The organism is Aneurinibacillus uraniidurans (assembly GCF_028471905.1).
Lineage (GTDB): Bacteria > Bacillota > Bacilli > Aneurinibacillales > Aneurinibacillaceae > Aneurinibacillus > Aneurinibacillus uraniidurans.
In genome coordinates this window covers 2,651,777-2,665,291 of record NZ_CP116902.1, presented here as the reverse complement: position 1 = coordinate 2,665,291, position 13,515 = coordinate 2,651,777, and the positions used below count along the sequence as shown (strand labels likewise).

Annotated in this window: 10 protein-coding genes; 9 read left to right on the top strand and 1 reads right to left on the bottom strand. The window is 47.9% G+C overall.

Annotation, left to right across the window (positions count from 1 at the left end):
* Nucleotides 1–276: 276 nt before the first annotated feature.
* The 6 genes from PO771_RS13265 (at nt 277) to lhgO (ending at nt 7,682) form a co-directional block, all read left to right on the top strand.
* Complete coding sequence (locus PO771_RS13265; RefSeq protein ID WP_272560179.1) at nt 277–2,013, top strand: sigma 54-interacting transcriptional regulator; 1,737 nt, start codon at nt 277–279, stop codon at nt 2,011–2,013.
* Nucleotides 2,003–3,331 carry a 4-aminobutyrate--2-oxoglutarate transaminase gene (gabT, locus tag PO771_RS13260; RefSeq protein WP_272560178.1) on the top strand — a complete coding sequence of 443 codons (1,329 nt, stop codon included), beginning with the start codon at nt 2,003–2,005 and terminating at the stop codon, nt 3,329–3,331. The genes PO771_RS13265 and gabT overlap by 11 nt, the downstream gene beginning before the upstream one ends.
* Before the next feature lie 23 nt (nt 3,332–3,354).
* Complete coding sequence (locus PO771_RS13255; protein WP_272560177.1) at nt 3,355–4,803, top strand: aldehyde dehydrogenase family protein; 1,449 nt, start codon at nt 3,355–3,357, stop codon at nt 4,801–4,803.
* A 24-nt stretch (nt 4,804–4,827) separates the two neighbouring features.
* On the top strand, nt 4,828–5,142 hold the full coding sequence (locus tag PO771_RS13250; protein WP_272560176.1) for a DUF3870 domain-containing protein: 315 nt from the start codon (nt 4,828–4,830) through the stop codon (nt 5,140–5,142).
* A 288-nt stretch (nt 5,143–5,430) separates the two neighbouring features.
* On the top strand, nt 5,431–6,369 hold the full coding sequence (gene glaH, locus PO771_RS13245) for a glutarate dioxygenase GlaH (RefSeq protein ID WP_272560175.1): 939 nt from the start codon (nt 5,431–5,433) through the stop codon (nt 6,367–6,369).
* Nucleotides 6,370–6,458: 89 nt separating this feature from the next.
* Entirely contained in the window at nt 6,459–7,682 is a 1,224-nt protein-coding gene (gene lhgO / locus PO771_RS13240) for an L-2-hydroxyglutarate oxidase (RefSeq protein WP_272560174.1), read from the top strand.
* A 79-nt stretch (nt 7,683–7,761) separates the two neighbouring features.
* Here lhgO and PO771_RS13235 read toward each other — a convergent pair whose 3' ends face one another.
* Nucleotides 7,762–8,820 (bottom strand): M14 family metallopeptidase, encoded by a 1,059-nt coding sequence (locus tag PO771_RS13235; RefSeq protein ID WP_272560173.1) that lies wholly within the window; start codon nt 8,818–8,820, stop codon nt 7,762–7,764.
* Nucleotides 8,821–8,956: 136 nt separating this feature from the next.
* On the opposite strand from PO771_RS13235, the gene nagA reads away from it, so the two are divergent.
* The 3 genes from nagA to PO771_RS13220 all read left to right on the top strand — a co-directional run bounded on the left by nagA (nt 8,957) and on the right by PO771_RS13220 (nt 13,511).
* The gene (nagA, locus tag PO771_RS13230; protein WP_272560172.1) at nt 8,957–10,126 is read left to right on the top strand and encodes an N-acetylglucosamine-6-phosphate deacetylase; all 1,170 of its coding nucleotides are present in this window, start codon (nt 8,957–8,959) and stop codon (nt 10,124–10,126) included.
* A gap of 137 nt (nt 10,127–10,263) precedes the next feature.
* Nucleotides 10,264–12,510 (top strand): glycoside hydrolase family 2 protein, encoded by a 2,247-nt coding sequence (locus PO771_RS13225; RefSeq protein WP_272560171.1) that lies wholly within the window; start codon nt 10,264–10,266, stop codon nt 12,508–12,510.
* A 14-nt stretch (nt 12,511–12,524) separates the two neighbouring features.
* Nucleotides 12,525–13,511 carry a PfkB family carbohydrate kinase gene (locus PO771_RS13220; protein WP_272560170.1) on the top strand — a complete coding sequence of 329 codons (987 nt, stop codon included), beginning with the start codon at nt 12,525–12,527 and terminating at the stop codon, nt 13,509–13,511.
* Nucleotides 13,512–13,515: the final 4 nt, after the last annotated feature.

Below are 13,515 nucleotides of genomic sequence, written 5' to 3'. Positions count from 1 at the left end.
GCCATTGCCCTTTATCCTAGGGCATGGCTCTTTTTACCCACTCTCGATGTATTTTTGCATTTTTTCGATGTCGAATCGCATCGCAAGATTCGAGATAGTGTAGCAAGTAGGTAAATTTCGATTGTTCTGTCTCTCGATGCACGATATAATGCGAATATGCATTATATTCTTTTCCTCTTTCACGCATAGATCGCGATTTATAAAGTTTTTACGGTTGGCATGGTATTTGCTAGCTTTATAAAAGCGAAATGAGCGTGAGAGGGGGAATGCGAGCGGGTGAGGACATTGGAAGCATATACAAAACTGAATCTTCAAAAAATATGGGAAAAACTTCCGTACGGTACGCTTGTGCTGAATACAGACGGGTTTGTGATTGGATGGCATGGGGAGCTGGAAACGTGGTTTTTACACACGGAAGAAGATGTCATTCGCAAACACGTATCTGACGTGTTGCCGCTTGTTTCTTCATCCTATGAATCATTTTGTCAAATTGGTGACGAGTACTGGGAGACGCAGATTAAACTTCCATCGTTTTCCTTGCGTGGAGAATGGAAGCGGTATATCGAAGCTGGAGAGCATGTAGCTGATTTTCTTGTGCTGCGCCGAGATGAATCCTACTTCGAATTGGAGAATCTGTTTGACGCATCGTTTGATGAGATTTTGATTACAGATGGAGAAGGGCGAATTCTTCGGGCCGGTACCAAAAGTGAGCAGTTGTACAACCAGCCAGCTAGAGAGTTGCTTGGTCGCAAAACGACAGAAGTTGCGGATCTCGGAGGCTTTACACCGAGTCTATTGCCTGAAATTTTGGAGAAGAAAGAAAAAGTATCAGGCATTCAGGTAACAGCAAACGGTAAAAAGCTGTATGTAATCGGGAATCCGGTGTTCAATCCAGATGGAAGTATTCACCGTATTATTTTTAACTCACGTGAGTACGAAGAAGTTGAGCTTTTGCGCAAACGTCTGGAAACAACGGAAAGTCTGCTTGATGCGTATCGAAGTGAACTAGAGAAGCTTAAGCAGGATGGTGGAGGCGCGACGGACGATATGGTTGTGCTCTCGCCCGAGATGCAAAGTGTATACCGTCTAGCTGAACGGATTGCCCACGTTGATTCTACGGTATTGATTATTGGGGAGTCTGGTGTTGGTAAGGGCATGATCGCCCAGAAAGTACATCGCTCGAGCCATCGTCATGAACGGAATTTTGTTCATATTAACTGCGGAGCCATTCCAGAAACACTGATCGAATCTGAACTGTTCGGTTTTGAGAAAGGTGCCTTTACCGGTGCCCATACCTCTAAAAAAGGGGTGCTTGAAATTGCGGACGGTGGCACGGTGTTTCTTGATGAGATCGGGGAAGTTCCGCTGAATGTGCAGGTTAAGTTACTGCAATTCTTACAGGACAACACATTCCGCCGTCTAGGTGGAAACCAGCTTATGAGCGTAGATACGCGAATCATCGCTGCTACAAATCAGGATTTGCGTCAGTTGATACGAGAAGGAAAGTTCCGGGAAGATTTGTTCTATCGCCTGCATGTGATTCCGATCTCAATGCCGCCGCTTCGACAGCGCAAAGAGGAGATTCCGGCACTTGTTCAGCATTTCCTTGCACGATTCACGAAGAAATACGGATTGTTTAAACAATTCCATGAAGATACGGTCGAGATTTTGACCGCCTATGACTGGCCGGGTAACGTCCGTGAGCTTGAAAACATGGTAGAACGACTCGTTGTTACAAGTGAAGGGATGGAAATCATGCCGCATTATCTTCCAGATACACTCTGGAAAGATGGTAAAACGATGAACGCAATGCCAGTCGTTAAAATCAAAGGATTATGTCCGCTTAAGGATGCAGTAGAAGAAGTGGAACGCCAGTTACTAGCAATGGCGTATGAGAAATACGAGAACACGTACCGATGTGCAGAAGTACTTCGGGTTAATCAATCAACCGTCGTCCGGAAGATGAACAAATATCTGGGGACGAGAAATGGAGAGAATGAACATGACAACTGAAACAAAAACAATGCCAGGACAAAAATCAACTGAATTACATGCACGTCGTCAGAATGCAGTTGCACAAGGCCCAGGCCATGTAACTCCACTCTATATCGAATCTGCAAAAGGTGCACTTGTTAAAGACGTAGATGGCAATGAACTGATCGACTTTGCTGGTGGAATCGGGATGCAGAACATTGGTCACTGCCATCCGAAAGTAGTCAAAGCTGTTCAGGATGCAGTCGAAAAAGTAATTCATCCTTGCTTCCACGTTATGCCGTATGAAAGCTATGTTGAATTGGCTGAGAAGCTGAATGAATTAACACCAGGCGACTTCAAAAAGAAAACAATGTTTGCAAACAGCGGAGCAGAAGCAGTTGAGAACGCTGTGAAAATCGCACGTACTGCAACAGGCCGTTCCGGTGTACTTTCATTCGAACGTGCATATCATGGCCGTACGCTGATGACGATGTCCCTGACAAGTAAAGTAGCACCTTACAAAAAAGGTTTCGGACCATTCGCGCCAGAAACATACAAAATCCAATATCCATACTACTACCGTGCTCCATATGGTGTAACACCAGAACAATTGGATGCAGAAGTACTAGAAAGCATCGAGCGCTTCTTCCTTGCTGAAGCAGCAGCAAATGACATCGCAGCGATCATCATGGAACCAATGCAAGGTGAAGGTGGTTTCATCGTTCCGTCTGCAACATTTGTTAAAGGCATTCGCGCATTGTGCGACAAATACGGCATTATCATGATTGCAGATGAAATCCAGGCTGGTTTTGCTCGTACAGGCAAACTGTTCGCGATGGAGCACCACGGTGTAGCGGCTGACCTGACTACTCTTTCTAAATCAATCGCTGCTGGTATGCCGCTGAGTGCTGTTGTAGGTCGTGCAGAACTGATGGATGCACCAGGAGTAGGTTCCCTTGGTGGTACATTCTCAGGAAGCCCAGTATCATGTGCAGCTGGTCTTGCAGTTCTTGAAGTTATCGAAGAAGAAAATCTCGTAGAACGTGCACGCGTAATCGGTGAGCGTATGCAAAGCGCATTCCGCAGCTGGATGGACAAATACGAAATCATTGGCGATGTTCGCGGCATGGGTTCGATGGTAGCGATGGAACTTGTAAAAGATCGTGCAACGAAAGAGCCGAACAAAGAAGCAACAGCTTACGTTACATCTACTACATGGAAAAACGGCCTCATCTCGCTGAGCGCAGGCATCTACGGCAACGTTCTCCGCTTCTTGCCGCCGCTCACAATTACAGACGAGCAGCTTGAAAAAGGTCTCGACATTCTTGAAGCTGCGATTGCAGACGCTTCTAAATAAGAGCAGCAGGAGGAATATAACCAATGCGTTACAATAACTACATTAATGGGGAGTGGACAGCGCCGTCGACTGGTGAGTACGGCGTTAACACAAGCCCACACGATACAAATGATATCATCGGAGAGTTCCCGCTTAGCGGGACTTCCGATGTAATCGAAGCAGTTGCTGCTGCAAAAACAGCATTTGCATCATGGAAAAAATTGTCCTACGCACAGCGTGGCGCGTATTTGAAAAAAGCAGCCGATTATTTGAAAGCAAACGTAGAGCAGATTGGCCGCGACCTGACTCGTGAAGAAGGAAAAACACTTGCAGAAGGAAAAGGTGAAGTGCTGCGTGCGGCTTCGATCTTCGACTACTATGCAGCAGAATCCCTGCAGCCAGTAGGCGATGTGATTCCATCAGCGAATGCGGATACGTTCCTGTACACAACACGTGTTCCGCTTGGTCCGATCGGTCTGATTACACCATGGAACTTCCCGATTGCGATTCCGGTATGGAAAATGGCTCCGGCCCTTATCTACGGGAATACCGTTGTAATTAAACCAGCTGATCAGACTCCGATGTGTGTGAACTATGTAATGGAAGCTTTGCATCAGGCAGGCATTCCAGCTGGTGTTATAAACTGCGTATACGGACGCGGCTCTGTTGTTGGAGAAGAAATTGTTACGAACCCGGATATCAAGGCGATCTCTTTCACTGGTTCAAATGGCGTTGGTCTGAACATTCAGGAGAAAGCCATTGCGAAAGGTAAGAAAGTTCAGCTTGAGATGGGCGGTAAAAACCCACTTGTTATTTTGGCAGATGCCGATATCAACAAAGCTGTGGAACTTACAATTGGCGGTGCTTTCCGTTCAACAGGTCAAAAATGTACAGCGACAAGCCGCGTGATCGTGGAAGCAGGCATTTACGAGCAGTTCCGCGATGCGCTTGTAGAGCGTACGAAATCGCTCAAAGTGGGCAATCCGCTTGAAGCAGATGTATTTATGGGACCTTGTGCATCTAAAGCACAGCAGGCAACTGTACTGTCAATGATTGAAGCAGGCAAAGCAGAAGCAGATCTGTTGTGCGGCGGCGAAGTGCCAGCGGACGCGTCACTCGCGAACGGTTTCTATGTACAACCAACCGTTTTTGAAAATGTCGGCCGTGATGCACGCATTGCACGAGAAGAAATTTTCGGACCGGTTGTAGCGCTCTTCAAAGTTGAAAATTACGAGGAGGCAGTTGAGCTGGCAAATGATACACCATTTGGCCTTAGCTGCTCCATCTGCACGAATAACCTTACGCTTGCCCGCCGCTTTGTTGCGGATATGGAGACAGGCATGGTACACGTGAATTCTGAGACAGCAGGTGCCGAGCCGCAAGTTCCGTTCGGCGGCTGCAAAGATTCTAGCACAGGTTCACGCGAGCAAGGAAAAACAGCAATTGACTTCTATACACAGGTAAAAACCGTCTACATGGACGGCATGTACTAATTACGAGTGCGGAGAGTGGTAGGCATGTATACAGGCAAAACGTATTTTATCGCAGGACATGCAAGACTGCCGCAAGGAATGGCGGCTCGCAGCATTTCAGATACGCTCACGATTACGGTGGAAGCGGATGTGAAATACCATGTCATTATTGAAGCATCCTGCACGCTGGCGACCGAGCATGGTCGTGATTTTATCGGTCAACTGCTGCGTGGATGCAGCCTGCAAGACGGTGTGGACGAGCTGTGCAGCCGGATTACGGATTACTACCGGGGCAAAGCACAGAATGCGCTAATCGCGGCTGTACGTGATCTGCATACTCAATTCCTGTCACAAAAGTAAAAAAGTTTCGAAAAAATATTGACAGATTGTTGCTAGTATTGTAAGATTATAAATAAGAAGAACAGCGAACGGACACAGCCTTCTGAAGATCACCCCTTCCAGAATCCCGGCTGTCACCGGCTGGTTTCTCACAATCATCTTACAATATGATAACGAAACTGCCTGTTTTACCACACTCTGAGCGATCAGAGCGCATCCGTAAAACGTAGCCAGTTATACACTCTGTCACTGAAATCAGAGATGTGTAACTGGCTTTTATTTTTTTACCTGGACGAGGAGGAATTATTTATGACAACTGCAACACAAGAACGCGACCTGAAATTCGTACAAAAACAAGCAGGCTACGAGGTGAAACCACATCCGGAGCACAAGCGTCTGTACCATATCGAACTGGATCAGACTCTTCTGGCAAAATTCTTTGCAAAACATGCAGATGCAAGTGAGCAATCGCTTCAATACCTGCCGTATTCCCGTCAGCTCCTGTCAAATACAATGCGTGAATTGTTCGGTGCTTCTTTCCTGGAAACGCTTCGTGGCATTCTGCATGATCGTGCGACAGGCGGCTTCACAATCGGTGTACAAGGCCAAACAACTGATACAGGTGAATACGTAAAATTCGCAACAGCTTTGACTCACCTGGTAGGCGTTCCAAACTTTGACGCGATGACTGGTACATTCTACGCTCGCTTCACAGTTAATGATACAGACAACAGCGATTCATACCTGCGTCAGGCATACCGCCTGTTCACACTGCATACAGATGGTACATTCGTTGATGAGCCGACTGACTGGCTTCTTATGATGAAAATGGACGAGAAAAATGCAAAAGGTGGACGTTCCCGTCTGCTGCACCTCGACGATTGGGAAGACCTTGAGAAATTCAGTACAGATCCGCTTGGCGCTTACAAAATTACGTACAAAGCTCCACCGAGCAAAAACGTAGCTAAAACTGTACAGCGTGCAACATTCTATCGTAAGGACAATGCACCGTGCGCTTGCTTTATTGACCAGTTTGCTTACCCAGATACAATCGAGCAAGCTGTCTATCTGAAAGAACTGTCCGATTCGATGGAGAATTCTCCAGCTACACACGGTCTTGAATTGCCACCAGGCAACCTGATTATGATTAATAACACATTCTGGCTGCATGGACGTGAAGCATTCGAGAAACATCCAGAACTGCACCGTGAACTGATGCGCCAGCGTGGACATTTCGCACTCGTATAGTTCGTTGAATGATAAATAATTAAGGCAGGCAGGCTTTCAAGTGAAGGCCTGCCTTGCCACGTATGTATTTGGAACGGAGGAGAGACAGCATGTTTGATTTTGCAATTGTCGGTGGAGGAATCGTAGGGTTATCAACAGGTATGGCGCTGACAAAACGTTTTCCGAACGCCAAAATCGTGATGATCGAGAAAGAGAAAGATTGGGCACAGCACCAGACTGGACATAACAGTGGTGTTATCCACTCAGGTATTTATTATAAGCCAGGTAGTTTCAAAGCGCGTTTTGCTCGTGAAGGAAACGAGGCGATGGTTCGTTTCTGTCAAGAGCATGGCATTAAGTATGAGATGTGCGGTAAGGTTATTGTAGCGACTGAACCAGAAGAGCTGCCGCTGATGGACAATCTGTATAAGCGCGGTCTCGAAAATGAACTGAATGTTTCTAAAATCAGCGTAGAAGAGCTGAAAGAAATTGAACCGCACGTCCGCGGGCTCGGCGCCATTCGTGTTTCGAGCTGTGGGATCGCTGATTATGTAGGTGTGGCACGCACGTTTGCCCGCATCATTCAGGAAGGCGGCGGAGAGTTGCGACTCGGCACGGAAGTGCAACGAATCGATGAGCGCGCGGATGGCGTTACGATTACAACGAATAATGGAACCTTCCAGTCTCGTTATCTAATCAACTGTGCGGGTCTGCACAGTGACCGCGTAGCCAAAATGAGTGGAAAAGACCCAGGAATGAAAATTGTTCCGTTCCGTGGGGAATATTATGAGCTTGTACCAGAGAAAAAGCATCTAGTTAAGCACTTGATCTATCCAGTACCAAATCCAGACTTCCCGTTCCTTGGTGTTCACTTCACCCGCATGATTAATGGTGATGTGCATGCAGGTCCGAATGCGGTGTTAAGCTTCAAACGTGAAGGCTATACGAAATCAGACTTTGATTTGAAAGACTTGGCAGAAGTACTGACATATCCAGGCTTCTGGAAAATGGCAATGCCAAATATGAAGGAAGGCATGAAAGAAATCGTGCGTTCGTTCAGCAAGCAAGCATTCCTTGCGAGCTTGCAGCGCCTCATTCCAGAATTGACTGAGAAAGATATCGTTCCAACACATGCGGGTGTTCGTGCGCAAGCTTTAAAACCGGATGGTAACATGGTAGACGATTTCGCGATCTTCCCAGGTGAGAAGTCGATGCATGTATGTAACGCACCGTCTCCAGCGGCAACAGCTTCCATTAAGATCGGCGAATCGATTGTGGAAAATCTTCCGGCTGCGATTGTGGATGCTCAGAATAAGACTACAATTTCGGTTTAATATAATATACAGACACATACCAAAAGCCTTGACAGATTCATGCGTGAGTCTATCAGGGCTTTATTTTTGTTTGTTATGACTATGGTTTAGGTAGTGGTTCGCCTTTTTGTATAGCCGGTTGTCGGGCTTCATATAGGCGGGCAGATTCTTGTGCAGCATACAGCCCAACCGCTTGATTGCGGCGCCATTCTTCGGCGAAACAAGACAGGGGCAGACTGGTTTCACCAACTACTGGCCCGATCTCAATCGTGAATCCTGGACGGTGATAGGCAGTAACAAACCAATCTTTATAGCCGCCATTTCCTCCAGCCGTACGAGAAACGAGTGCGTAGCCAGTCAGGTTATGTAAGGCTTTTGCATAGGCTAAGTCGCGCGCACGTACGCTTCCAGTCTGATAGAAATCCCAGAACAGAATGCGGCCGCTACTGTGGTACGCAATCGTCATCTCTGGATCAATGCTGCGGGTAAAAGTAACAAGCGCTTTTGTTTCTGCGGCAGTTACCGGCGTTGTTCCGGAAAAGTTTTTATACCATGGACGGGTCGGAGAAGGGCTTCGTGTCCAGAGACCTTCGTACTGCCGATTCAGGTCGATTCCTTTTGCGTTAGCTTTCCATTTCTTGAAGTCTCGACTGCCATCATTCATGCTAATAAGTGCCGTGTGAACGCTTTTAGGGAACTCGGTCAATCCCGATTGTTGAAGTGTTACACCATCCGGGTTAACCATCGGTACGAACCAGATAGTGCTTTGGTCGAGAATGGTATGGGGATCATAGCCACCAATTTTTGTTCCATTTACATAGGCGTATGCGTACTGTTCGAGCATATGCATGGTTAGGGTGGACGTTAGCCATTCTCGGGCGTGGTGAGCGCCGTTAATCATAACAGTAGCGGGTCCTGTGCCAAGTCCAATAGCATATAGATCCCGCCCGTATTCGGATTTGCCAATGATTTTAACTTGTATGATATCGGGATACTTATTTGTAAGCTCTCGGATGTCCTGAACCATTTTTCCATATGTATATGTTTCTTTTGGATTTACAGAGAAGGTGGAGGCTGCCTGTGCGGGAAATGTAAGTATACTATATAGGCATATAAGACAAATGACACGCCTTATTCGTTGTGTAATGATCGCTTTCATTATTCTCCTCCTGCTAATTATATAGTTCTATGGATATGATCTTTTCTATATTACAGGATTAAATTCCTTTAACTTTCACAGAAATTGGTGATCAGAGCTGAAGAAGCGTAAGATAAAGAGAAGAAGGAGGATATTCATGCGTATGAAAATCTTTCAGAATATGGATATATACACAGGAACAGAGCGAATTGAGAATGGAGTTGTAGTGGTAGAAGGTGAGTGGATTCGTACGGTCAGCACAGAGAAAATAAATGATTGGCAGGCGGCAACATTTTCGTTTCCACAAGGGTACAAGCTGGTGCCTGGTTTTATTGATGTACATGTTCACGGTGCAGCCGGAGCTGATGTGATGGATGGAGATCTAGCCGCACTTCGGACGATAGCGAGTGCGTTGCCAGCAGAAGGAACGACTTCTTTTCTAGCGACGACGATGACGCAAGAGGCAAGAAAGATTGAACAGGCCTTGATGAATGTAAGGGAATACCGGCGTACGTGCATGAATCCGGGACAGGCAGAAGTGCTTGGTGTACATCTGGAAGGGCCGTTTTTGTCGCCGAAACGGGCAGGGGCACAGCCTATCCGGCATATGTGTTATCCGGATCGTGAGCGGTTTCAGAAGTGGCAGGAAGCAGCAGATGGCGCGATTCGTCTGGTAACAATGGCACCGGAACTGCCGGACGCGCTTGCGTTTATCCGTTACTTGCGTGAGGCGGGTGTGACGGTTTCCGTCGGTCACTCGGATGCTACATCTGCACAAGTAAAGGCAGCAGCCGATGCAGGCGTAACACATGCAACGCATCTGTTTAATGCAATGCGCGGATTGCATCATCGTGAGCCAGGTGTGGCTGGGGTGGTGCTGTTAGATGAAAGAATTGCAGCGGAGCTGATTATGGACGGCATTCATGTTGTGCCGGAGATGGTAAAGCTTGCGTGGCATATGAAAGGAGCGGAGAAGCTCCTGCTTGTAACGGATGCGATGCGGGCTAAATGTTTGGGAAATGGTACGTATGAGCTAGGGGGACAGCAGGTGAACGTACAGGACGGTCAGGCGACACTTGCAGACGGCACGCTTGCCGGAAGTATTCTTCGTATGAGGGAAGCGTTCGCGAATGTTCAAGCCTTTACCGGTTGTACGCTGGCGGACGCTGTTCGGATGGCGGCGGTTAATCCGGCGAAGCAGATTGGCGTGTTTGATCGTAAAGGCAGCATCGAACCGGGCAAGGATGCTGATCTTGTTGTACTGAATGAGCGAGACGAAGTGGTGCTGACGATGTGCCGTGGGAAAGTCGCCTATGAATTCCATTGACCGGGCGTAAGAAAAGGATTACATTCGGTGTAGACAAGTTGTTTTCTTGTAAAAGTGGAGCGAACGAAGCACAGACCGCGTATTGTTGTAATAACGGTATCGTTTCTCCCTTATCCCATACATCGAGGTGGTCTGACATGCATCAGGAACTAAACATTAGTGGCATGTGGCAATGCATGCCCGACCCGGACAATATAATAGAAACTAGTATCAACAACTATGTGGTATATAAGGCGAGTGAACAACCGTGGCATGATATTATCGTTCCCGCGCATTGGCAGCAGGCAGGATTTGCGGACCATCAGGGAGTGATGTGGTATCGTCGCCTGTTTACAGTGCCAGCACGACAAGATGATATTTCGTATTATTTGCATTTTGGTGGTGTGGATTATTTTGCGGAAGTATGGTTGAACGGTCACTATCTTGGAGCGCATGAAGGAGATTTTGATGCGTTTTCCTTCCGTGTGACGGATGCCATTCATTTTGGAAGAGAAAATGATTTGATTGTGAAAGTGACTGCTGCTTTGGATGCGAATCCGGAGCGTAAGGCGATTGCAAAGGGTGGTCTGTATCACTGGGATTGCCTGCCGGTGCGCCAGCAGGGTCTCGCGGACTGCCCGGAAGTACCGTCTGCGGCGAATGAACAATACCCGAATCCGCTTGTAAATCCGGGTGGCATCTGGCAGGATGTAGTGCTTCAGATGCGCCCGATTGTTCATCTGACGGATGTTCGCGTTACTCCTTATTTGGCGGATGATTATAAGTCTGCCCGCGTATATGTAGATGTGCGCTGGAACAATGATAGTAGACAGGAAGCGGACTATGCGCTGACGGTACGAATTGTGCCGCATAATTTTGTAGGAGATACAGCTGCTGTTACTAGTGAGGGGTTATTTGTTCCACCGGGAGTTGGAAATCGGATGATGCGTCTTGTAATGCCAAATCCGATGCTCTGGTGGAGTCGAGGACTCGGGGAGCCGAATTTGTACCGTGCGATTGTTGAACTTACGTGCGGTACAACGGTGATCGAGACGAAGGAAATCACATTCGGCATTCGTGACATCCGCATTGAAGCGGATTGGGGTGTGTATGTGAATGGCAAGCGTCTCTTTATTAAAGGAAACAATTATTTGTCCAATCAGTTTTTATCACTGATGGATGAGATGAAATATGAGCGTGACGTGCAGATGATGCTCGATGCGCATATGAATATGACCCGCTTGTTCGCTCATGCGGAGAAAGAAGAGTTTTATCGTCTATGTGATGAAAAGGGCTTGCTCATTTTTCAAGATTTACCGTTCCAATGGGGCTACCGCTCTGACGGTGAATTCATCAATCGCGCCGCTGATATAAGCCGCCGATTCGTTGAGCGCCTCACGCATCATCCATCAATTGCGCTCTGGTGTTGTCACAGCGAGTCGCGTATGCATGATTATAACAAGCTTGATGCGGTGCTGATGGAAACCGTGCAAAAAGCAGATCCAACCCGTCCTGTGCATAAAAATTCGGTGTTGATTGATCAAGGGGAGCTGCCGCCTTTTTTTGCAACATGGGATCATTTCGCTGCCTATGTGCCGGAGCATTTGAGTGTGAACTGGGTGGGCTGGTACTGGGGCAAGATTGAAGACGCCGAACAGTATAATCCGTTGTTTGTGACCGAATACGGTACGCAATCATTGCCGGATGTGGCATCGCTGCGTAGGTTTCTCGCACCTGATGAGCTATGGCCGCCGGATATGAATGCCTGGCGCAAGCGGGGCTTTCAGAATGTAATTTGTGAAAAGCGGACGGGTGAGCTGCCGGATTCTTTAGAAGAATTGGTAGAGCAGACGCAAAACTATCAGGTTGCTTTTTATAAGGCACATACAGAAGCATTGCGTCGCCGGAAATATAACCAGGTAAATGGAATACTACAGTTTCATTTCGTAAATACGTGGCCAGCGATTGATTGGGCGATTATTGATTATTATCGCCAGCCGAAAAAAGCGTATCATGCAATTCAGAAAGCGTTTGCGCCTCTGCTTTTGTCGTTTACAGGTAATGTGGAGCGGGTGGATGATACGGTGCAGGTGACGATGGAAGCGTGGGTCGTCAATGATGAATATCGGGGGTATGAAGGATTAGAAATTGCGTATCGGCTGCTGGATATGGACGGAGCGGTGCTTGAAGAACGCATTGTGCTGGCGCCGCTGATTGAGGAGGATTCTACTCGCTGTTTTGATCGGGCTGTGCTAACCTTGCCTGCTTCAGGTGAGGTATACCGGTTAGAAGGGGTGCTACGCGATCGAGACGGTTGTGTTATGGCTCACAATGATTGTGTGCTGCACACGCATGGTAAGGCAGAGGAGATGGAGACGGCGGCTGATGTGAACGCTGGATTATGAGGAGGGTTGCACGAGTGAAGGCTGTACTTTCTCTGGGGGAGTTGCTGATTGATTTTGTGCCGGAAACGAACGGGCAGGCGCTTGCTGATGTGGGATCATTTCGCAAAGCGCCAGGGGGGGCGCCTGCTAATGTAGCGGCGGCCGTTGCCAGGCTTGGTGGTCGCGCCCGGTTCATCGGAAAAACAGGTGCGGATGCATTTGGTGATTTCCTTATTCAGACACTTGTAGATGTTGGCGTGGATACTCGCTTTCTGACACGGACGGCAGAAGTGAAGACGGGGCTTGCCTTTGTGTCATTGAAAGAAGACGGGGAGCGAGATTTCCTGTTCTATCGCGATCCGGCAGCGGATATGTTACTTGAAAGAAACGACATTACTGATGAGCTATTTACGGATGCGGCTGTGTTTCATTTTGGCTCGCTGTCATTAATTGCAGAACCGGCACGCTCGGCTACGGTATATGCCGCGGAACAGGCACGGAAGCATGGCCTGCTGGTCAGTTATGATCCGAATGTGCGACTTGCTCTCTGGCCTGGGGCAGAAGATGCCCGCCGAACGATTCTTTCGTACATGCCGCTTGCGGATGTGGTGAAGGTGAGTGAGGAAGAGCTGGAGTTTCTGACGGGTACAGCGAATGTAAGAGAAGGGGCAGCATCCTGGTTTACACAGGGGGTGCGGCTTGTTCTCATTACACGTGGTAAGCAGGGCAGTACGTATGTGTTATCGGATGGTTCGACAGGTGATGTGCCGGGGATTCCGGCACAGGCTGTGGATGCGACAGGTGCGGGTGATGCGTTTATCGGGGCAGTTTTGTACCAGTTGGCGGAACGAATGACTTGTAATTTGGGCGATGTGCTCGATGGATTTGATCATGAGGGGCTTGTGCAGCTGCTTACGTTTGCGAATGCGGCGGGAGCGCTTGCGACAGAGCAGCGCGGGGCAATTCCAGCGCTGCCGTACATGACAGCCGTTAACAAGGCACTGGATGATTTGCAAGAATAACAGT

Bases quoted from the DNA above. Each gene is read 5' to 3' on its own strand.
- gabT (WP_272560178.1), top strand. From the start codon at position 2,003: ATGACAACTGAAACAAAAACAATGCCAGGACAAAAATCAACTGAATTA.
- PO771_RS13255 (WP_272560177.1), top strand. From the start codon at position 3,355: ATGCGTTACAATAACTACATTAATGGGGAGTGGACAGCGCCGTCGACT.
- PO771_RS13250 (WP_272560176.1), top strand. From the start codon at position 4,828: ATGTATACAGGCAAAACGTATTTTATCGCAGGACATGCAAGACTGCCG.
- glaH (WP_272560175.1), top strand. From the start codon at position 5,431: ATGACAACTGCAACACAAGAACGCGACCTGAAATTCGTACAAAAACAA.
- lhgO (WP_272560174.1), top strand. From the start codon at position 6,459: ATGTTTGATTTTGCAATTGTCGGTGGAGGAATCGTAGGGTTATCAACA.
- PO771_RS13235 (WP_272560173.1), bottom strand. From the start codon at position 8,820: ATGAAAGCGATCATTACACAACGAATAAGGCGTGTCATTTGTCTTATA.
- nagA (WP_272560172.1), top strand. From the start codon at position 8,957: ATGCGTATGAAAATCTTTCAGAATATGGATATATACACAGGAACAGAG.
- PO771_RS13225 (WP_272560171.1), top strand. From the start codon at position 10,264: ATGCATCAGGAACTAAACATTAGTGGCATGTGGCAATGCATGCCCGAC.